This window comes from Rhizobacter sp. P2_G4 (assembly GCF_056403575.1).
The window spans coordinates 374217-394402 of the sequence record NZ_JBFUFG010000005.1 but is presented as its reverse complement, the minus strand read 5'-3'; the positions used below and the strand labels follow the sequence as shown (position 1 = coordinate 394402).

Genomic DNA, 20186 nt, shown 5'->3' with positions numbered 1-20186 from the left:
GGTCTGCGGCGTTGCAAATGCTCGCGATACCTGCGGGTATCGCTGCGCTTTGCGCCTTGCAGTCCATCCCAAACCGAGGCGCGCCGCCTCGCGGGGACTTATTCAGCGTCGCCCTAAGCGAATGCGCGGTGCGGCAGCGGCCGTCGCCACGTTCGCCGTCCTGTGGGGCAGCAGCCTGCCAGGCGCGGCCGCACCTTTTGCCTACATCACCAACCAGGGCAGCAACGACGTCTCGGTGATCGACCTCGCCTCGCAACAGGTGGTGAGCACCGTCAGCGTCGGCCGTTCGCCAGCCGGCGTGGTGGCGTCTTCGCGCGCCGGCAAGGTGTTCGTCTCGAACCCCGACAGCCGCAGCATCTCGGTGATCGACATGCGCGACCAGCGCGTCGTGGGCACGCTGGCCGCTGGCGACGGGCCGGTGGGCATCGATGCATCTCCCGATGGCAAGCTGCTCCTCGCGGCAGACTGGTATGCCAACCGCCTGATGGTGTTCGATGCATCGTCCACTGAAGCGCAGCAGGTGGCGCTGGCCCGCATCGAGGTCGGCCGTGCTCCCGCCGGCGTGGCCGTGCACACCGACAACAACACCGTGTTCGTGGCCGAGCGCGACGACGACAGCGTGGCCGTGGTCGGCGTGCGTGAGCGCAAGGTGCTCGGGCGCGTGAAGGTCGGCAGCCACCCGTTCGCGCTCCTGTTCGACGCAGCGCGCCAGCGGCTCTATGCGCTCAATGTCCAGAGTGACGACGTATCCGTGATTGACACCCGCACGCTCAAGGTCATCGCCACGGTCAAGGTCGGCAAGGCCCCGTACGGTGCCGCGCTCGCGCAGAACGGCGCGCTGCTCTACGTGACCAACCAGCACGACGACAGCGTGAGCGTGGTCGAGACGGATTCGCTCAAGGTGCTGCGCACGCTGAGCGGTTTCGGCTACCCCGAAGGCGTGGCCGCGCACGGCGACAAGGTCTACGTCGTGAACTGGATGGACGACAACGTCAGCGTGCTCGACGCGGCCAGCGGCAAGCCGCTGCGCCAGATCGCCACCGGCAAGAACAGCCGCGGGTTCGGCGCCTTCATCGGCGAACCCGCCCTTCCCTAAATCACAAGCCCATTGCTCTTACCTACGAAGGAACATGCCATGCCCATGAAACTGCTCGGTCGTTGGCTCACCCCGGTGGCCGCGTTCGCCATGCTCAGCGCCGTGCCGCTGACAGGCGGCGCCCACGGCCCGACGCGCCAGAAGGTGGTCGAGAAGGTCACCATCAATGCGCCCGCCGCGGCGGTGTGGGCGCGCATCAAGAACTTCGACGCGCTGAAGGACTGGCACCCCGCCGTCGCCGAAAGCCCTGCCTCGCAAGGCAACACCGTCGGCTCGGTCCGCTCGATCAAGCTGAAGGGCGGCGGCGAGTTGATCGAGTCGCTCGAGGGCTACGACGACGCGGCCATGAAGTACAGCTACCGCGCGAAAGACGGCGGTGCGCTGCCGGTGACCAACTACACCTCGACCATCACGGTCACGGCGAACGGCAACCAGTCCGTCGTCGAATGGCGCGGCGCGTTCTATCGCGGCCACCCCGGCAACGAACCGCCACCCGAGCAGAACGACGACGCAGCCGTGAAGGCCATCACCGGCGTGTACCAGGGCGGGCTGGCGAATCTGAAAAAGCTGGCCGAGGGCGGCTAGCACGGTGCCATGAGAGAGCTTCTGCGCTCGGCGATGGTTTGGCTGGGCGCAGCCGTTATCGCATCTGTTCTCACAGGAGCCCCCACCGCCGCACACGCCGGCGACACGGCACCGATCGAAGCTGTGGAACTCGCGGCGGGCGTCTACATGTTGCCCGGCAGCAGCGGCGAGCCCGACGCAGGCAACCTCGGCCGCGTGGGCAATGCCGGCTTCATCGTCGGCCGAACCGGCGTGCTGGTCATCGACACCGGCACCTCGTACCTGCATGGCCTCGCGCTGCTGGACGCCATCCGCAAGGTGACCGACCGGCCGGTGCGCATGGCCCTCATCACCCACACGAAGCAGGAGTTCCTGTTCGGCGCCTTGGCGTTCCGCGAGCAAGGCATTCCCATCGCGATGCACCAGGCCGCTGCCGACCTGATGGCGTCGCGCTGCGAGACCTGCTTGAAAACACTGCGCAGCACGCTCGGCGAAGAAGCCATGCGCGGCACCGCGATGTTCAAGCCCGACATCACCTTCACCGACGCGCAGAGCTTCGACGCTGCCACGCCGATCGGCCGGCCGATCCAGCTGCTCCATTTCGGCCAGTCCAGCGGCCCCGGCGACATTGCGGTGTTCGACCCGCGCAGCCGCACGCTCTTTGCCGGCGGGCTGCTCGATTCGAAACGCATCCCCGACGTCATCGACAGCGACCTGCCGCGTTGGCGCGAAGCACTGCGCACGCTGCAGGCCTTGCCCGCCGACGTGATCGTGCCCGGCCATGGGCCGGATGGCGGCAAGCGCATGGTGGAGCAGGTCGACCGCTACCTGGACCGGCTGGCCACGCGCACGCGCGAGCTGCAACGCAATGGCGTGCCGTTGAGTGAGGTGCCCGACGCGACCCCGCTGCCCGAGTTCGCCGCCTGGGACCAGTACGACACGGTGCACCGGCGCAATGCCGCCCTCCTCTACTTGCGCTATGAGCGCGAGCAGTTGTACAAATCGCCAACGGGAGCAAGCCGACCATGAAGCTCAAACCACCCCCCGTCGCGCTGCGGATTCAGCGCCGGCGCCGCCACCTCGTTCTCGGCCTCGGTGCTTTGCCGCTGGCGGCAGCGCCGGTTGCTCGTGCCGCCATCGGTGGCCTGCCGAGCAACACCGGCCACGGCGACGTCTCGCCCGAATGGGAGCTGCTGCGCAGCAAGCTCTTCGGCACGAAGGCCATCGACGCCAGTTCGGGCCGGGTGCAGCTGATCGCGCCGCTGCGCGCTGCCTATGGCGCCTCGGTGCCGGTGAAGATCGTCTCCAACCTCGCGCAGACGCCCGATCTGCACGTGAAGCGGATGTACCTGCTGGTCGACAAGAACCCCTCGCCGCTGGCCGCCACGCTGGAGCTCACAAGCGAAGTGGGCCAGGCCGATTTCGAAACGCGTTTGCGTGTGGACGAGTACAGCCATGTGCGCGTGGTGAGCGAGCTGTCGAACGGTGAGCTGCACATGAGCTCGCGCTACGTCAAGACATCCGGCGGCTGCTCCGCGCCACCGAATCGCGACTCGCCGGAGCTGATCGGCAAGACGATCTTCAAGCTGCCCGGGCCGCCGAAGCTCGGCGCGCCCACCCCCGCCGACATCACCGTGATCCACCCCAACGACACCGGCTTCGAGCTGAACAACGTGACGGTGATGTACATCCCCTCGTACTTCGTGCGCACGATCGAGGTGAGCTACGCAGGCAAGAAGATCTTCGACGCCGACCTCGACTTCTCGATCAGCGAGAACCCGACCTGGCGTTTCAATTTCGTGCCGCACGCGCCTGGCGAGTTGCGCGCCGAGGTGGTCGACTCGAAAGAGCGGCGCTACACCGGCGCGTTGCAGATCGGCTGAGCGTGCCGCAGTGCCAGCGCCCGGACCGCCGACGCGCTTGCATCCGCGTGGGCCTGGGTAGCTACGCTGCAGCGGGCAGCCTGCAGGCGTGGAATGCCATGGCCGCCACACCACCCGCGATGCCGGCAGGTCACAAGAACGAAGGCATCCCGCCGGCCTACAAGCCGATGGTCGTCCAACCCTGGGCCACCCCGGGCCGCAGCGAGTTCGACCTCGGCCCCGCGCTCGCCCGCGCCAAGCGCGAGAACAAGCGGCTCTATGTCTACCTGGGTGCCGATGACTGCCCCTACTGCCGCCGCTACGAAGCCTTTCTGGCCAAGCATGCCGGCGAGCTGGTGCCGCACTTCAAGCCGTGGCTCGTGGTCGACCTGCGAAGCTCGCTGTCCACCTTGCAGAGCCAGCTGTTCTTCCGCGTGGGCAACCAGTCACTGGTCTACGCCGACTTTCAACGCTCGATCGGCGACGAGCGCGCGCGCATGCTCGTGTACCCGAGCGTCTGGCTGTTCGATCCGCAAATGAAGCCGCTGATGCCCATGCCGGCCGGCACGGGGACTTTCGAGACGGTGGAAGAGCAGCTGGAGATTCTGAATCTCGTGCAGTAGCGCGGTCGTTGTCTGCCCCGATCCATCCTGTGCTGCATGTATCCTCAGCCTGTTTACTCCAAAGGGATGCGACTCCGACTTCGACGCCAGCGGCGTCCTGACGACTTGGGCAAGCGGATCGCGCCAAGCCGCTTCGGCTTGGTAGCTCGAAAATCCGGCTCCAGTGCCCGGCTCTCTGTCCACTACCCGGCTACCCAGCAACCTTTATTGCGTCAAGCAGCCGGCGCGCGACACCTCAAACACTCAGGCGCCGCGAGTTCGCCGGGTCACGGAACACGAGTGGGTGCTCAACCACCTTTTGCTGCGCCACGGTGCCGGCGCGCTCCACCGCCTCGACCACCAGCGCATGGTGCGGGCTCTTCACGCACACCGGGTCGGCGGCGGCCGGATCTTGCGCCAGCAGATCGGCCTGGCAGCGGCAGCCGCCAAGATCGACCTCACGCTGGGTCGCAGCCCAGTTCCTTCTTCGCCGCTGCCACTTAGTTGCCTGACTGGTAGCGCAAAAACGGGAACGACAGCATGTAGTCGCGAAAGTCGTCCGCGTCCTTCACCTTGTGGATGCCGGTTAGCCTGGCTTCCGTATATTCAGCTGCTACCTGAGCACCGTCACGCCGCCGGAAACAAGTCGCGTCGAAATGGGATGTTGCTCGCGGTAGGGGAAAGCCATGCCCAAAGACCTTGCTCATTCGTTCCAGGACAGCTATGCCGACATCCTGTCGCTGGCACGTTGGCGTTTGTCGAAGGAGCAATCGCCGATCTCCACGGTGACGCTCGCGCACGAGCTCTACCTCAGCCTGCAAGACCGCGGCGATCTGCGGTTCGCGGTCAAGGAACAGTTTCTGGCGTATGCAAGCCGCGCGATGCGGTCGCTGCTGGTCGACATGGCGCGTGAACGCCTTGCACAAAAGCGCTCGGCCGAATTGGTGCCCCTGACACTCAGCTCGGAGGTGGCAGATGCCGGCTACGGCACGCCTGAGCAGCTGCTCGCGTTGAACGAAGCCATTGAACGCCTGGGCCGACTCGACCCCCGCTTGATGCAGGTCGCGGAGATGCGCGCTGTCATGGGCATGGAAGTGACAGCCATCTCGGTGGCACTCGACGTGTCTGAACCCACCGTCAAGCGCGATTGGCAGCGCGCCAAGGCCTTCCTGTCCGACGCGCTGGGAGTGGCGGCTTGAGCGAAGCCGCGCCGTTGGTCGCAGGCGACGCCCAGGCTCTGGCCTGGTTCGACCAGTTGCTGGACGCGGCCCAGCCAGAGCGCCCCGGCCTCTTCGATCGGCTGACCGACGAGCCCGAGGCGCTGCAAGCACGGGTGTGGCGCATGTGGCGGGCAAGCCAGGCCACCGGCAGCTCGCTGGCCCTGGGCGAACCCGTCGGCGCCAGTATCCAGGCGGCCCGGGACGCCGCAACCGCGAACCTGGCATCGGGTGATGTCGTGGCCGGCTACCGGCTGCTGCGCGAGCTGGGGCGAGGCGGCACTTCCGTGGTGTGGCTGGGTGTGCGGGCCGATGGCGGCGTCAAGCGCGAGGTGGCGATCAAGATGCCGCTGTTCGTGCTGGCCTCGCCGACGGCGACCGAGCGCTTCGCGCGAGAGCGCGATGTGCTTGCCCGCTTGACGCACCCGCAGATCGCTCGACTCTATGACGCGGGCATTGCGTCAGGCGGCCAGCCATTCATTGTGATGGAGTTCGTGGACGGTGTACCGATGACCCAAGCATGCGACCTGCGATGCCTGAGCATCGAGCAGCGTCTGCGCCTGTTTTTACAGCTGCTGGCAGCGGTCGAACATGCGCACCGGCACCTCGTCGTGCACCGCGACATCAAGCCTTCGAACATCCTGGTGGATGCGCAGGGCCAGGCCAGGCTGCTGGATTTCGGCATCGCCAAGCTGCTGGCCGACGGCTCGGCTCATGCCAGTGCAACGCAGCTCACGCTGGAAGGCGGGAATGCACTGACGCCGCACTACGCCGCCCCGGAGCAATTCAACAACCGACCGATTTCAACAGCAACCGACATCTACTCGCTGGGTGTGGTGCTGTACGAACTCCTGACCGGGACCCGACCCCATGCGCGCAACCCGACCTCGATCGCGCAGTCCGTGCACGCAGTGCTCAACGTCGAACCGGTCCGCCCGAGCCAGGCGAGGCTGGACGCCTCGTCTGCTCGCGCACGAGGCACGCCCAGTGTCGCCCGCCTGCGCGCGGCGCTTGCAGGCGATCTCGACACCATCGTCCTCAAGGCCTTGCGCAAGACGCCAACCGAGCGCTACGGGTCGGCCGACCGGTTGGCCGATGACCTGAGGCGATTCCTTCGGCGCGAGCCCATCTCGGCACGGCCCGCATCCTGGGTTTACGCGGCTCGCCTGTTCATTCAGCGCCACCGCCCTGCGAGCCTGGCCACCGCGCTGGGCTTGGCCGCGGCAGTCGGACTGGTTGCCGTCGCATGGCAGCAGCACCTGCAGACGGGTGCGCAGCAAGCTCGCGGCGACGCTGTCAGGAACTTCATGTTCGATCTGGTCGACGACGCAGAAGCAGACGAGTCGAACCCCGGTGCGCAGATCACCGGCAAGCAAATGGTGGACGGTGCCGTACTGCGCGCCAGACAAAGCTTTGCCGATCGCCCCCAGCTGCAAGGGGAGCTGCTCAGTGAACTGGGCCGCATGTACACCCGGCTGGGCGAACGGGACAAGGCGCTCGGCCCGCTCTCAGAGGCCCTGGCCTTGCTGCAAATGCATGCCCCTGCTGCCGACCCGGCACTGAACAAGACACGGGCCTACCTCGCCGAGGTCTTACTCGCCGACAACCAGATCGAGCCCGCCCGCTCGCTGGCCGCGACGGCGCGTGAGGCCTGCACCGGGTCGGATCGGGATAGCGCCAAGGCACGTGCCTATGCCGGCAGCATCATGAGCCAGGTCGCACTGCGAGAGGGCCACCCCGGAGCGGCACTGATCGCCATGCGCCGCGTGGTGAACGACACAGCCGCGGGCTTTGGAGATGACCATCCCGAAACCGCCATGGCCTTACACAGCCTGGCGGTGACCGCACGCAACGCTGGCGATCTGCCAGAGGCCGGACACGCCATTGACCGCGCATTGACACTGGCCCAAGGCAAAACGCTGCGCGCTGCCGACCGGACCCAACTGTCTCGCAGCAAGGCGATGCTCGATCTTGATCTGGGCCGCTTCGCGTCGGCACGGGCGCAACTGACCGAACTGCTGAGCCGCCAGCCCTCACGCGAAGAGCGAGCATTGCAATTGCGTCTGCTGGCCCACGCAGAACTGGCCTTGGGCAACCCATCGGCGGCACGCGATGCTTGCGACACCGCTATCGCACTGGCCGACGCCACCGCCCCGGCAGACCCCGAGCTGCTGTTCGCTCGCCAGGCTCATGCGCGGGCGCAAAGCCAGCTGGGGTTGACGGCACAGGCACTCGGCGAATTTCACGCGGTGATCGATGGTTTGCTCACGGCCGGCTATGCCCTCAACTCGTTCGAAGTGCTGCGTGCCCGACGCTTTCACGCCGAGGCGCAGATGCATGCGGGCGATTTGAATTCAGCCGGGAGCGAGCTGGAGTCGATCGCATCCGAGCATGCGCGCGTTACCGAACAAGCCGAGAACAAGAGCGATGTCGAATGGGGCCAGACGCTCGATCTGTTGGGCCGGGTCAAACGAGAAACACGGGACACCGAAGAAGCCCTGGCTCTGCACATGCGGGCGCACTCGTTGCTTGAAAAGAAGCTGCCTGCGGCTCACCCTTTGCTCGTTCTCAATGCGCTCTATCGGGAAGCGGCTGAAGCGGCTGCACAACCCATGAGCGCCTCGACCACCCCGTTCAACGCGCAGACGTTGCCGTGACCAAGGAACCTTGATGCGAGTTACAAGAATGCTGCCGTTGTGCGCCATCGCGGCGTTGAGTGTGTCGTGCGTTTCGGTATCGCCGGGCACGCCGCAACGTTTCGATCACGATCTGTCCAGGCTGTTGACGGAGGTGACTGCCCTCGGCCATTTGGTCGAATCCATCAGCGAGCGCGGCATCATTCTCTTCAACGACACCAGCGCGTGCGTCCCCCAGCCGAAGCCTAACGATCCACAGCCACCCAGCCCGTTGGCGCGTGGAACGGCCGCGCTAAACCAACTTCAGCTCGCCATGGGCCGCGGAACGAAGCTGCCCATCGTCACAGGGCACTGCCGGCCGGTATAAAACCCGCGCAGAACGCGCGGTAGCCACGCTGCGCCGCTCGCACCACACGAGCCTGATCCCACCTCGCCAAAGCGCGAACTCGCGCAACTCGCCGGCACTCGCCAGGCCCGAGGCGCCGCGTTCGTCTGTTTCTTTTCATTCGCTGTGATCTCCTGCACCTTGCGTTTGCGCTTAAACAAGCATGGACAACGCAAACACACAGAGACAGAAGCAGCCTCGCGCGGCAACTGCCTGGCATAGAGCGAAGCCCTGCCCCCGGATTAAACCGTTTCGGTTCAGGCCCACGCCTCACCCTACAAGGAGCCATGCCATGCGCGCAGTTGCCATCCACGCCGGACTCAACGCCGTCGACCCCAGCCACTACAACGGATGGTCGGGAACCCTCGCCGCCTGCGAGAACGATGCCCGCGACATGGCCACCATCACGGCACGCCAGGGTTTCGAGACCACGCTGCTTCTGACGCGGCAAGCGACGAGCGTGCGCCTGCTGCAGTTGCTCGCCCAGTACGCCACGCAACTCGTAGCAGGCGACACGCTAGTGCTCAGCTTCGCCGGCCATGGCGCACAGGTGCCTGACCGCACGAGCGACGAGCCCGACCGGCTGGACGAAACCTGGGTGCTCTACGACCGCATGCTGATCGACGACGAGCTGTACAACGCACTCTCGCGTCTGCGCCCCGGTGTCCGCGCGATCGTGGTGGCCGACAGCTGCCACAGCGGCACTTCGCTGCGCGCGTTCAGTGGTGCGGCAACAAGCCGACTGCTGCCCGCTTCCATCGCGCAGGCAGTCTATCGGGCCCACGGCTGGACCTACGGCCGGGCACGCGCGGCGACTCCGCCCACCAGCCCTGCCGACCTGCGCTGCGACGCGCTCCTACTGGCCGCCTGCCAAGACTCGCAGCTCGCGCTGGACGGCGAAAACAACGGCCTCTTCACAGGCACGCTCAAGCGAGTTTGGGCCGCAGGCCGCTTCACCGGCGACTACTTCACCTTCATCCGCCGCCTGCGCGAACAGATGCCTCGATACCAGGTTCCCAACCTGCTCAGCCTGGGGCCACGGGCCGGGCAACTCGAATTGGAACGACCCTTCAGCGCGCGTGCACGGGTCGCTCCAACCACCCCGCCATCCTCTTCCCGAGGCGGCGTTTCCTTCCTGCAATTTCAATGGAGAAACACATGAATCACGATACCCTGACGCTCAACGGCGACACCGCCACCGTCGACAACGACATCAACATCGACAGCAGCTTCGACGACCTCAACGGCAACTGGGAAGACATCCGGGATCGCCTGGCGGATCAGTTCCGCAGCGACGACGACAACTCGGTTCTCGTCAAGTCGATCGAAGCCAACGCGCGGGCAGCACAAATGGCGCTGTTCGGCGGGTTGGTCCAGCTCGATGATTCCGCACAGAACCGCAGCATGGTTTCCACCCCCGTTCGCGGCGGTACGGTCGTGCGTGCTTTCTGGTGGGGCTTCCACATCCAGATCAGCCACCAGGACGTTCAGGAGCTGATCAATGCCTTCGACGGCGTCCAGGCGCTGTTGCAAGCCATCGGCCCGGTGGTTCCAGGTGTGGTGCGCCCTTTCCTTGCGGTGGCCGGCATCTTCCTCGATGTGTCGAAGAACGTGCTCCGGGCTGTCGACCGCGGCCGTGGCGTGTACATCAGCATGAGCTGGTTCGCGCCAGGCATCTTCGTGCCCACGTCTGTCTGAACGGTACGAAGGCAACGCGCCGGATGAAGACCACGGACTCGTCACTAAGCGCAGCCCGCCGGCTTCATCGCGCCCCCACCCAACCAGGGTTGGGGGCGCTCACAGGAAGGAGTGCCTGCTCATACGAGGAACTGGTCAGGACTGAGCTGAACTCAACCGCCGTGAGTTCGCCGGGTCGCGGAACACGAGTGGGTGCTCAACCACCTTTTGCTGCGCCACGGTGCCGGCGCGCTCTACTGCCTCGACCACCAGCGCATGGTGCGGGCTCTTCACGCACACCGGGTCGGCGGCGGCCGGGTCTTGCGCCAGCAGATAGGCCTGGCAGCGGCAGCCGCCAAGATCGACCTCGCGCTGGTCGCAGCTGACGCAAGGCTCCTTCATCCACCCGGTGCCGCGGTAGCGGTTGAAGCCTTCGGACTCGAACCAGATCTCGCGCAGGCTGTGCTCCTTCACGCTCGGGAAGCTCAGGCCCGGCAGCATCTTGGCGGTGTGGCAAGGCAGCGCCGTGCCGTCGGGTGCGACGGTGAGGAACATGCTGCCCCAGCCGTTGACGCAGCGCTTGGGCTTGCCCTCGTGGTAGTCGGGTGCCACGAAGAAGATGCGCATCTTGTCGCCCAGCTTCGCGCGCCATGCATCGGTCACCTCTTCGGCATGGCGCAGCTGCTCGTGCGTGGGCAGCAGCAGGTCGCGGTTCAGGAAGGCCCACGAGTAGTACTGCGTGTTCGCGAGTTCCAGGTACTCGGCCCCCATCTCTTCGGCCATGGCGATGATGCGGTCGATGTGGTCGATGTTCAGGCGGTGGATCACCACGTTCATCACCATCGGCCAGCCTTGCGACTTGATCATGCCGGCCACGCGGCTCTTCAACGCGAAGGTCTTGGTGTGCGAAAGAAAGTCGTTCATCTCCTTGGTGGAGTCCTGGAACGACAGCTGCACGTGGTCGAGGCCGGCGGCCTTCAGCGCCGCGGCACGGTCTTCGGTGAGGCCCACGCCCGAGGTCAGCAGGTTGGTGTAGTAGCCCAGGCGGTGCGCCTCGGCGACGATGAGCTCCAGGTCGTCTCTCACCAGCGGCTCGCCGCCCGAGAGGCCGCACTGCACCGCGCCGAGTTCACGGCCCTGGCGCAGTACGCGAAACCAGTCGTCGGTGCTGAGTTCGTCTTCCTGCTTCGCGAAGTCGACCGGGTTGAAGCAGAACACGCAGTGCAACGGGCAGCGGTAGGTGAGCTCCGCCAACAACCACAACGGTGGGCCGATGGTCGCCATGCCTCAGTCCCAGGTCAGCCAGCGCTGCTTGGCGGCCATCTCGACGAAGGCCAGCACGTCGGGCTCCAGGCCTTTCGCCGAAAACACGTTCTCGAGATCGTCCACGATCGCAGCGACAGTGCGCTCGCCATCACAGCGCTTCATGATTTCGCCGGCACTGCCGTTGAGCTTGACCATGCCTTCGGGGTACAGCAGCACATGGCAGTCTTGCACCGGCTCCCACTGCAGGCGGAAGCCCGGGCCGACACGGGGCTGGATGGACGTCGACAGCGCGTTCATTTATTGATGGTTCCGTACTTGGTCGCCATCGCGTCGTTCATCGCCCACAGGATGTCGAGCTTGAACTGCAGCACCTCGAGCGCCCGCTCCTGCAGCGATCGCGTATTGAAGTGCTCCAGCGTGACAGCCAGGCCCTGCTCCACGTCACGCCGCGCCTGGCTGACGCGGTTGCGGAAGTAGCTCAGGCCGTCGGGCTCGATCCACGTGTAGTGCTCGGGCCAGGTGGCCAGCCGCTGTTTGTGGATCTCGGGTGCGAAGAGTTCGGTGAGCGACGAGCACACCGCCTCTTGCCACGGCGAGCGCCGCGCGAAGTTGATGTACGCGTCGACGGCGAAGCGCATGGCCGGTGCCACGTGCCGCAGGTCTTGCACCTCTTCGCGCGTGAGGCCCACGGCCTCGGCCAGGCGCAGCCAGGCCTCGATGCCACCTGCGTCCTTGATGCCACCGATCTCGAAACCGTCGTGGTCGAGGATGCGCTGGATCCACTCGCGGCGCACCGCGCCATCGGGGCAGTTGGAGAGGATCGCGGCGTCCTTGATCGGGATCGCGATCTGGTAATAGAACCGGTTGGCCACCCACCCACGCACCTGCTCGGGCGTCGCCTTGCCGGTATTCAGCATCACGTTGAACGGGTGGTGGATGTGATACGACTTGCCGCGCTCGCGCAGCTGCGCTTCGAACTCGCTGCGGCTCCAGGCCGGCTGGCCGGTGTTCTCGGCCGGGTGACGTGCGGCCTGGTTGATGTCTGCGCGCATGGTGAGTGGTCGCCGGTCAGAGTTGGATGTTCATGCCGTCTTCGCAGACCTCGATGCCGGCGCGGGTGAGTTCGGCGCGCTGGCTCGAGTCTTCGTCGAGGATGGGGTTGGTGTTGTTGATGTGGATCAGCAGGCGGCGCGTGGCGCGCGGCAGCTTGCCCATCCACTCGATCATTCCGCCCTCGCCCGACTGCGGCAGGTGACCGATGTCGCGCGCCGACTTCTTGCTGAGCCCGAGCGACTTCATCTCGTCATCGGTCCAGAAGGTGCCGTCGACCATCACCGCATCGGCCGACGACATGGCGTCGAACACGGGCGGCGTGATGGCACCGAGCCCGGGTGCGTAGAAGACGCTGCTGCCGCGGCGCGTGTCGATGATGGTGATGCCGAGGTTGTCGCCCGGCACCGGGTTGTCGCGGTGCGGTGAATACGGTGCGGCCTTGCTCGACAAGGGCATCGCGCGGAATGCGAGACCGGGCACGCCGGGCACGGTGAAGGTCGCGCCATCGAGGCCAATGCGCTGGCGCTGCACACCGCAGAAGTGCGACAGCACGCGCAACACCGGGTTGCCCTGGGTCAGGTCTTCTTCGACCGCGTCGGTGCACCACAGCGGCAGCGGTGAGCCGCGCTCGCGCAGCATGAAGAGCCCGGTGGCGTGGTCGATCTGGGCATCCATCAGCACGATGCCGGCGATGGCGGTGTCGCGCACGGCACGCGCAGGCTGCAAGTCGGGGTGGCTGCGGATCTGCTCGAGGATGTCGGGCGAAGCGTTGAACAGCACGCCGTCGAGCGAATCGTCAGGTCGGATGAAGATGGACGATTGCGTGCGCGGCTTGGCGCGCACAGTGCCCGAGCGCACGCCGGCGCAATTGGCGCAGTTGCAGTTCCACTGTGGAAAACCGCCACCGGCGGCCGAGCCCAGAACGGTGATGCGCATGGTTGGCAGAGGCTCGAGCAGGGTTCAGAACACAGGATTCAAAAGCGAAGGGCCAGCACCCCAGGCGAACCCGGGGTGCAGGCGATGTGACGAAGCGCCGCGATCAGCGGGCTGCGACGTACATCGTGATTTCAAAGCCGAAGCGGAAATCAGTCGCGGTGGGTGTTTGCCATTGCATAGAGATTCTCCTGTAACGGTCTCACAGCGCCGGTTGGACACTGCGGGGGCCTGTTGGTCCCGTCCTGCATGGTGGCTCGGCCAGCGTCATCGCTCCAGTCGGGTGATCATGAATCCAAACTGGCGATTTTCATGAATCGTTGCGGGAGGGGTATGGCAGGCATCATGGAAAAATTTACCGACACCCCGAAAGGTGGGACGCATGAAGGGGGGCCTATCCAAGAGGGATGGCGAAGCGCGGAGGCGCCTTCAACAATGCGCCGATGAAAAAAAATCGCCTCAAGGAAATCTCCGAACAAGAGTGGATCTCGCGCGCCGCGGCACGCATCAGGCTGTACCTGCCGGCCATGCATGAAGACGACGTCGAGAAGCTGGCCGAAGACCTGCAGCGAACCGACTTTGCGACCCCGCCAGAGACAGCGATCAATTTCTTCTTTCGGCCGCACGCGCCGCAATCCGAGCCGCCGTCAGGGTCAGCCTGAAGCCCTTGTCATGATGGCGGCGCATGCTCGCGCCCCATGGCATTAAATTCAAACTCCACCCAAACGGCTGCCGCTTCAAAGCCCACACCGACCCATGGCGAACGCGAACTGGAACGCGTGTCCATCACCAGCTACAGCCTGGAGCTTGAAGACGCGCAGGGCCTGGTGGGTGACCAGGCCAGCGAGACCGCCTTTCGCAAGGTCTTGAAGGCCTGGCAGCTCACGCTGGAGCAGGCGGGCCGCGATCCCTTCGGGGCCAGCCCGCCCGACCAGATGAGCAAAGAGGAGTTGGACCGCATCGCCTCTTCGGGTGGAACCGAAGCGGCACGAATGGTCGCGCTGGCGATCAACGATTTCTCTGCCCGGCTGGCCTACGTCATCGGCCGGTTCATGCGGCACCCCGGCTGGGCCGGTGTCGAGCGCATCGTGGTCGGCGGCGGCTTCAAGGAAAGCGCCATCGGCAAGCTCGCCATCTACCGCACTCAGCGGGCGCTGACGGGCCAAGGCATCACGGTGGAGCTGCGACCGATCCATCATGGAGCCGACGACGGTGGCCTGGTCGGCTGGCTGCCGATGAGCCCGCGCGGCGCGGATGGGCATGCCTTCCTCGCGGTGGACATCGGAGGCACGAACGTGCGCTGCGGCATCGTCCAGCCGCAGCTGGGTGGCGACCCGGTGGACGCACGCGTGCTCCACAGCGAGAAGTGGCGCCATGCCGACAGCAAGGCGCCGCAGAACGACCTGGTGGAAGGCATCGTCGAGATGCTGCGGCGGCTCATCGACCACGCCGCGGCCCATCGCATCCCGCTGCTTCCCTTTGTCGGTATTGCCTGCCCGGGCGTGATTCGCAGCGACGGCTCGATCGATCGAGGCGCGCAGAACTTGCCCGGTGACTGGTACCGCGCCAGCTTTCACCTGCCGAGCCGGATCCGCGAAAACATCCCTCGCATCGCAGACGCCGACACGCTGGTGCTGATGCACAACGACGCCGTCGTTCAAGGCCTCAGCGAGTTGCCTTGCACGCTGGACGTCAAGCGCTGGGCCGTGCTCACGATTGGCACCGGGCTTGGCAACGCGAGCTTCACCAACCGGTCACGGTGACTGGCTGAAGCGGACTTGCCATCACGTCGGAAGCTCTTCGATCCGCACCGAGTGATGCGGGGTCGGGCCTATCTCGATGTTCGGGCGGGACGCTTCCCCTGAGTGCAAGCCGAGCCGCTGCGTCACCCAGGCGCCGATGTCCGGCAAGCTATTGGCAGACTCGCCGACGAAGGCGATCGCGCTCATCGCCGCATCGCTGACCTTGCCGGCCGCTGCCTTGGCGACATCCTTGGCGGCACCGGACAGGCGATCCGCCCCCGCAGCGACGATGGGAGCACCGAACTCGATGGTGGCGGTCATGAGCGCCATCAACGCCACGCTCGACGCCCGCTTGCCTGTCATCACACTCCAGTCGGCGCGGTCAGGCGGCAGCGCGCCGTGGCTGCCGGCTTCTGCATGGCCTGCGCTGTCGATCATCGCGTTGGCCGCGAAGAGTTCGGAGATGAAGACGCCGACAGTCGCCACCACCGCCAGCGGCACGGCCGGCTGCATCAGGGCCGAGCCGACGCTCCGTGCGACGTTGACCACGCTGTCCTTGTAGCTGCCTTGCATCTTGTCGATGACTTCGCCGAGATCGCTGCGCAACAGCATGCGGGCGTCGTACCCTGTGGCGCCCATGAGGTTCTTGAACTGCACGGCGGCTGAAGCCGCAACGCCCAAGCCAGCGTCGAGGCCCACGTCGATTCGATCGGCGGTGCGTCGCAGAATCGAACCATCCTGCACGCCGTGCAGGTGCCTTTCGGCAAAGGCCTGGAGGCCAGGCGTCGGGATGCGCGGCAGGTTCTTCAGGAAGTTGGCACTCGTGGCCTGCTTGATCGAATCCATGATCGCCTCGGCCCCCCGCGGCACTTCAATCGAGGGCGGCAAGAGCGCGTTGCCTTCGGCTCCGTTGTAGATCAGCGGCTTCACCGTTGCCTGACCCATGACGCTGATGGCCACGTCGATGGCTCCGACACCCAAGCCAACCAGCATGCCCAACGCCGGCGGATTGCGCAGGATGTGCCCGGGAAGTTTGGCCACCAGTTTCTCGCTCGCGAGTTCCATGCCGATGGCATAGCCCGCGCTGCCGGTCAGGCCCAACGCGCCGACGGCCAGGATCGAGTCGTGCCGCCAGGCGGTCTTGAGCAGGCCCTGCACTTTCTCGGGCGTGTCGAACCCTTTCTCGCGCAGAACCCCTGCGTTTTCGACAAGGCGCGCCTCGACGTCTGGCGACAGCTCCCGCACACCGAGCGACGCCATCACCACGCCCTGGAGCTGGCCCGCCACGACGTGGTCGCTCAGCGGCGAGCTCGGTGTCGGCCGCGTCGACAGCAGCGGCGCCTGCGAATCCGGCGTGCGAACTGGGGACGTCTCCGCTGCCGACCGGTTCCGCGCGCGCAGTCCTTCGGGCCCGCTGAACTGCGGCGAGCGCTGCGCCGGGACGATTTCGCTGGTGCTCGCGCCCTCGGTCTCGGGGCGAAGCGACGTGATCCTGGGAGGTGAGCTTTGCGCAGTGATTGCAGGCATGGTGAGTCCTCGGTCGTTGTGTGTCTGCCGCAGCGTGCGCCCCGTGATGCTCGGCACCGGCCCGAACGCGAAGTGTTGATGCAGACCGCGAAGGCGGCTGAGGCAGCGGCTGCACGCCAGCCCATTGCCCAGATCCTCAAGACCGCAGTTTCGGAGAAGCGTCCGGACGAGCCAGCCGGTAAAAACGGAACTCCAATCAACGGAGGTTCCATGGCTCAAGGTGTAGATGAGGTCGGTCTGTATGTGAGGGATCGAGAAGCGCTTGCGGCATCGTTTGTGTCGCGGGACAACGGATGGGAAACGACCGAGGTCGTCGCCATGTCCCGGAGGTCGCAATGAACTGGGGGGTGTGGATGCGGCAGAGCCATCGCTGGCTGTCCATCGTTTTCACGCTTGCCGTGATCGCGAATTTCGCGGCCAGGGCGATGCAGCCGGGCGAGCCTCCAGCGTGGATCACCTACTCGCCGCTGCCGCCGCTCTTTCTGCAGTTGGTGACCGGCCTGTACCTGTTTGCGCTGTCGTACACACGCAAGGAGCGCAGCAGGCCGCCCGCGTGAGGCTTGATCATTAATCACCAAATGGTGATTTAACGCAGGGAAGGCCCGCGCTGCGCTTATCCTCGCGGGCATGAAAAAAGATCCTCCCGAGCGCCGCGCCCGCGCCAGCACGAGCCCGGCAGTACCGGCCGACGTGCCGGCCGACGCACCGCGCACCCGAGACGCCGACCGCTCCCGCGAAGCCATCCTCGCGGCGGCGCGTGACGAGTTCGCCGAGTACGGCCTCGGCGGTGCCCGCGTGGACCGCATCGCCGAGCGGGCGGCCATCAACAAGAAGCTCATCTACTACTACTTCGAGAACAAGGAAGAGCTGTTCCGCGCGGTGCTGGAAGAGGCCTACCTCAGCATCCGTGAAGCCGAGCAGCAACTGCACCTGGCCGACATGCCACCCGAGCAGGCCGTGCGCCGGCTCACAGAATTCACCTGGAACTACTACCTCCAACACCCCGAGTTCCTGACGCTGCTCAACAGCGAGAACCTGCACCGCGCGCGGCACATCAAGGGCTCGGAGCGCGCCCGCGCGCTCAACACGCCGCTGATCGAGGCGCTGGGCGGCATCCTCGAACGCGGCCGGGCAACGGGCGTCTTTCGCGGCGGGGTCGACCCGCTGCAGCTCTACATCTCGATCGCCGGCATCGCCTACTTCTACCTGTCAAACCAGCACACGCTGTCGACCATCTTCGGGCGCGATCTGATGTCGCCAAAGGCCTTGAACGAGCGGCTCTCGCACATCTGCGATGTGATCCTGGGGTATGTACTGAGGGAGTAATCCCGGCGGTTGACTGCGGCGCAGCCGTTGCTCCAAAATGATCTCGAATTCACCAAACGGTGAACTAATAGCCGAGATCGAAGACCACAGGAGACAACGATGCAGACCACACCGCTTCTTTCCCGCCGACTGGTGTTGCTGGCCGTAGCAGGCCTGGGCTGCCTGCCGGCCGCCACCCTGGCCGAGACCTACCCGAGCAAGCCGATCCGCGTCATCGTGCCGTTTGCCGCCGGCAGCACCACCGACATCGTGGCCCGCGCCATCAGCGACAAGGTGTCGGCCAGCCTCGGCCAACAGCTCGTCATCGACAACAAGGGCGGCGCCAGCGGCACCATCGGCCAGACGGCGCTGGCCACGGCCGCACCCGACGGCTACACGATCATGATTCACTCGTCGTCGCACACGGTGAGCCCGTCGACCTTTGCGAAGCTGCCGTTCGACACCGTGGCCGACATTGCCGGCGTGACGCCGATTGCCGCCGTACCCAATGCGCTGGTGGTGTCGCCGTCCAAGAACCTGAAGACGCTGAAAGACCTGCTGGCCGCCGCGAAGGCCTCGCCGAACGGGCTCAACTACGCGTCGGCCGGACAAGGCAGCGCCACGCACCTCAACGCAGAGAAGTTCCGCCTGGCTGCCGGCATCAAGGCGACCAACATCCCGTTCAAGGGCTCGGCCGAAGCGGTGAACGAAGTGATCGCCGGCCGGGTGGATTACTACTTCTCGCCGATCGCCCCTGTGATCGGGCAGATCAAGGGCGGTCAGTTGCAGGCGCTGGCCGTGGGCTCGCCGCGGCGCTCGAGTGCGCTGCCGGATGTGCCCACCACCGCCGAAGCCGGCGTGCCCGGCTCGGAGTTCAACTTCTGGATCGGGATGATGGTGCCGGCCAAGACGCCGCACGAGATCGTCGAGCGCCTCAACGCAGAGGTGATCAAGGCGCTGGCCGCGCCTGAGGTGAAAGAGCGCTTCCTGCAACTGGGCCTGGATGCCTGGACCATGAAGCCCGCCGAGTTCGACACCTACATCAAGGGCGAGATCGCCACCAACGCCAAGCTGGTGAAGGAAGCAGGCCTGACGCCGCAGTAAGCCGGCCTCGCCGCTCACGACATCAACTCAACAGCAGAAAGCTCACATGCCGACCCAACGACTCGGTCTGATCATGCACGGCGTCACCGGACGCATGGGCATGAACCAGCACCTCATCCGCTCCATCGTGGCCATTCGCAACCAGGGCGGTGTGACGCTCGCCAACGGCGACAAGGTGATGCCCGACCCGATCCTCATCGGCCGCAACGCCGAGAAGATGGAAGCACTGGCCAAGGCACACAACATCCCGCGCTGGGGCACCGACCTCGCGGCCGCACTCGCCAACAAGGACGACACCGTCTTCTTCGACGCCGGCACCACGCAGATGCGCCCTCGCCTGCTGGCCGATGCCATCCGCGCCGGCAAGCACGTGTACTGCGAGAAGCCGATCGCAACCAACCTGAATGAAGCGGTGGAGATCGCTCGTGTGGCGCAAGCCAGCGGCCTGAAGCACGGCGCGGTACAGGACAAGCTCTTCCTGCCCGGCCTGCGCAAGCTCGACATGCTGCGCCGCGCCGGCTTCTTCGGCCGCATGCTGAGCGCGCGCATCGACTTCGGCTACTGGGTGTTCGAAGGCGACCTGCAGCCCATCCAGCGACCGAGCTGGAACTACCGCAAGGAAGACGGCGGCGGGATGATCCTCGACATGATGTGCCACTGGCGCTACGTGCTCGACAACCTGTTCGGCGAGGTGCAGTCCATCACGTGCCTCGGCGCGACTCACATCGACAAGCGCTGGGACGAAGCCGGCAAGCCCTACGCCGCCACCGCCGACGACGCGGCCTACGCCACCGCGCAGCTCAAAGGCCACAACGGCGAGCCCGTGGTGGCGCAGCTCACCATGAGCTGGGCCACTCGTGTTCGGCGTGACGATCTCGTGACCTTCCACGTCGACGGCACGCACGGCTCGGCCGTGGCGGGCCTGCAGAGCTGCCGCGCGCAAAGCCGCGTGACCACGCCGCGCCCGGTGTGGAACCCCGACGTCCAGCAGACGATGAACTTCTTCGACCAATGGCAAGAAGTGCCCGACTCGCAGGTCTACGACAACGGCTTCAAGATCCAGTGGGAAGCGTTCATCCGCCACGTGGTGGAAGACGCGCCCTATGTGTGGACGCTGCCCGAAGGGGCCAAGGGCGTGCAGCTGGTCGACGCCGCGCTGCAGAGCTGGGAAGAGCGGCGCTGGGTCGACGTGCCCGCGCTCAAGTTCTGACGAGGGC

Annotated in this window: 23 protein-coding genes; 16 read left to right on the top strand and 7 right to left on the bottom strand. The window is 65.8% G+C overall.

Annotated elements, in window-relative coordinates; genetic code table 11:
- Positions 1 to 121: 121 nt before the first annotated feature.
- Genes AC1DYS_RS20645 through AC1DYS_RS20625 form a run of 5 tightly spaced genes read left to right on the top strand, consistent with a single transcriptional unit; the run spans position 122 to position 4145 of the window.
- On the top strand, positions 122 to 1096 hold the full coding sequence (locus tag AC1DYS_RS20645; RefSeq protein WP_477902578.1) for a YVTN family beta-propeller repeat protein: 975 nt from the start codon (positions 122 to 124) through the stop codon (positions 1094 to 1096).
- A gap of 39 nt (positions 1097 to 1135) precedes the next feature.
- Positions 1136 to 1681: an SRPBCC family protein gene (locus tag AC1DYS_RS20640; RefSeq protein WP_477902576.1), complete on the top strand. Its 546-nt coding sequence runs from the start codon at positions 1136 to 1138 to the stop codon at positions 1679 to 1681.
- Positions 1682 to 1690: 9 nt separating this feature from the next.
- Positions 1691 to 2689 carry an MBL fold metallo-hydrolase gene (locus tag AC1DYS_RS20635; RefSeq protein WP_477902574.1) on the top strand — a complete coding sequence of 333 codons (999 nt, stop codon included), beginning with the start codon at positions 1691 to 1693 and terminating at the stop codon, positions 2687 to 2689.
- Positions 2686 to 3543 carry a quinoprotein dehydrogenase-associated SoxYZ-like carrier gene (locus tag AC1DYS_RS20630; protein WP_477902572.1) on the top strand — a complete coding sequence of 286 codons (858 nt, stop codon included), beginning with the start codon at positions 2686 to 2688 and terminating at the stop codon, positions 3541 to 3543. The genes AC1DYS_RS20635 and AC1DYS_RS20630 overlap by 4 nt, the downstream gene beginning before the upstream one ends.
- Positions 3544 to 3545: 2 nt before the next feature.
- Positions 3546 to 4145 carry a thioredoxin domain-containing protein gene (locus AC1DYS_RS20625; RefSeq protein WP_477902570.1) on the top strand — a complete coding sequence of 200 codons (600 nt, stop codon included), beginning with the start codon at positions 3546 to 3548 and terminating at the stop codon, positions 4143 to 4145.
- Positions 4146 to 4380: 235 nt separating this feature from the next.
- Here AC1DYS_RS20625 and AC1DYS_RS20620 read toward each other — a convergent pair whose 3' ends face one another.
- The gene (locus AC1DYS_RS20620) at positions 4381 to 4509 is read right to left on the bottom strand and encodes a hypothetical protein (protein ID WP_477902569.1); all 129 of its coding nucleotides are present in this window, start codon (positions 4507 to 4509) and stop codon (positions 4381 to 4383) included.
- 301 nt (positions 4510 to 4810) lie between these two features.
- Between AC1DYS_RS20620 and AC1DYS_RS20615 the strand changes: the two genes are divergently transcribed.
- From AC1DYS_RS20615 to AC1DYS_RS20595, 5 genes are all read left to right on the top strand, one after another.
- Complete coding sequence (locus AC1DYS_RS20615) at positions 4811 to 5323, top strand: ECF-type sigma factor (protein WP_477902567.1); 513 nt, start codon at positions 4811 to 4813, stop codon at positions 5321 to 5323.
- Positions 5320 to 7998 (top strand): protein kinase domain-containing protein, encoded by a 2679-nt coding sequence (locus AC1DYS_RS20610; protein WP_477902565.1) that lies wholly within the window; start codon positions 5320 to 5322, stop codon positions 7996 to 7998. Before AC1DYS_RS20615 ends, AC1DYS_RS20610 begins: the two co-directional genes overlap by 4 nt.
- Positions 7999 to 8026: 28 nt before the next feature.
- Positions 8027 to 8344, top strand: coding sequence for a hypothetical protein (locus AC1DYS_RS20605; RefSeq protein WP_477902563.1), 318 nt, complete (start codon positions 8027 to 8029; stop codon positions 8342 to 8344).
- A gap of 310 nt (positions 8345 to 8654) precedes the next feature.
- Positions 8655 to 9524 carry a caspase family protein gene (locus tag AC1DYS_RS20600; protein WP_477902561.1) on the top strand — a complete coding sequence of 290 codons (870 nt, stop codon included), beginning with the start codon at positions 8655 to 8657 and terminating at the stop codon, positions 9522 to 9524.
- On the top strand, positions 9521 to 10060 hold the full coding sequence (locus tag AC1DYS_RS20595) for a hypothetical protein (protein ID WP_477902559.1): 540 nt from the start codon (positions 9521 to 9523) through the stop codon (positions 10058 to 10060). The genes AC1DYS_RS20600 and AC1DYS_RS20595 overlap by 4 nt, the downstream gene beginning before the upstream one ends.
- A 135-nt stretch (positions 10061 to 10195) precedes the next feature.
- Here AC1DYS_RS20595 and pqqE read toward each other — a convergent pair whose 3' ends face one another.
- The 5 genes from pqqE to pqqA form a co-directional block, all read right to left on the bottom strand.
- Positions 10196 to 11323 (bottom strand): pyrroloquinoline quinone biosynthesis protein PqqE, encoded by a 1128-nt coding sequence (gene pqqE, locus AC1DYS_RS20590; protein ID WP_477902557.1) that lies wholly within the window; start codon positions 11321 to 11323, stop codon positions 10196 to 10198.
- 3 nt (positions 11324 to 11326) lie between these two features.
- A complete protein-coding gene (pqqD, locus tag AC1DYS_RS20585) occupies positions 11327 to 11602 on the bottom strand; it encodes a pyrroloquinoline quinone biosynthesis peptide chaperone PqqD (protein WP_477902555.1) in 276 nt (91 codons plus the stop codon).
- Entirely contained in the window at positions 11599 to 12357 is a 759-nt protein-coding gene (gene pqqC, locus AC1DYS_RS20580) for a pyrroloquinoline-quinone synthase PqqC (RefSeq protein ID WP_477902553.1), read from the bottom strand. The genes pqqD and pqqC overlap by 4 nt, the downstream gene beginning before the upstream one ends.
- Positions 12358 to 12373: 16 nt before the next feature.
- A complete protein-coding gene (gene pqqB, locus AC1DYS_RS20575; RefSeq protein ID WP_477902551.1) occupies positions 12374 to 13294 on the bottom strand; it encodes a pyrroloquinoline quinone biosynthesis protein PqqB in 921 nt (306 codons plus the stop codon).
- Between the two features lie 103 nt (positions 13295 to 13397).
- A complete protein-coding gene (gene pqqA / locus AC1DYS_RS20570; protein ID WP_082000890.1) occupies positions 13398 to 13472 on the bottom strand; it encodes a pyrroloquinoline quinone precursor peptide PqqA in 75 nt (24 codons plus the stop codon).
- 262 nt (positions 13473 to 13734) lie between these two features.
- On the opposite strand from pqqA, the gene AC1DYS_RS20565 reads away from it, so the two are divergent.
- Entirely contained in the window at positions 13735 to 13953 is a 219-nt protein-coding gene (locus AC1DYS_RS20565) for a hypothetical protein (protein WP_477902549.1), read from the top strand.
- Between the two features lie 36 nt (positions 13954 to 13989).
- On the top strand, positions 13990 to 15054 hold the full coding sequence (locus AC1DYS_RS20560; RefSeq protein ID WP_477902547.1) for an ROK family protein: 1065 nt from the start codon (positions 13990 to 13992) through the stop codon (positions 15052 to 15054).
- 21 nt (positions 15055 to 15075) lie between these two features.
- On the opposite strand, the gene AC1DYS_RS20555 is transcribed toward AC1DYS_RS20560, so the two are convergent.
- Entirely contained in the window at positions 15076 to 16560 is a 1485-nt protein-coding gene (locus AC1DYS_RS20555; protein WP_477902545.1) for a hypothetical protein, read from the bottom strand.
- A 335-nt stretch (positions 16561 to 16895) separates the two neighbouring features.
- Between AC1DYS_RS20555 and AC1DYS_RS20550 the strand changes: the two genes are divergently transcribed.
- The 4 genes from AC1DYS_RS20550 (at position 16896) to AC1DYS_RS20535 (ending at position 20179) form a co-directional block, all read left to right on the top strand.
- The gene (locus AC1DYS_RS20550) at positions 16896 to 17117 is read left to right on the top strand and encodes a hypothetical protein (RefSeq protein ID WP_477902543.1); all 222 of its coding nucleotides are present in this window, start codon (positions 16896 to 16898) and stop codon (positions 17115 to 17117) included.
- A gap of 70 nt (positions 17118 to 17187) precedes the next feature.
- Positions 17188 to 17886: a TetR family transcriptional regulator gene (locus AC1DYS_RS20545; RefSeq protein WP_477902541.1), complete on the top strand. Its 699-nt coding sequence runs from the start codon at positions 17188 to 17190 to the stop codon at positions 17884 to 17886.
- 99 nt (positions 17887 to 17985) lie between these two features.
- The gene (locus AC1DYS_RS20540; protein WP_477902539.1) at positions 17986 to 18969 is read left to right on the top strand and encodes a tripartite tricarboxylate transporter substrate binding protein; all 984 of its coding nucleotides are present in this window, start codon (positions 17986 to 17988) and stop codon (positions 18967 to 18969) included.
- 46 nt (positions 18970 to 19015) lie between these two features.
- On the top strand, positions 19016 to 20179 hold the full coding sequence (locus tag AC1DYS_RS20535; protein ID WP_477902537.1) for a Gfo/Idh/MocA family protein: 1164 nt from the start codon (positions 19016 to 19018) through the stop codon (positions 20177 to 20179).
- Positions 20180 to 20186: the final 7 nt, after the last annotated feature.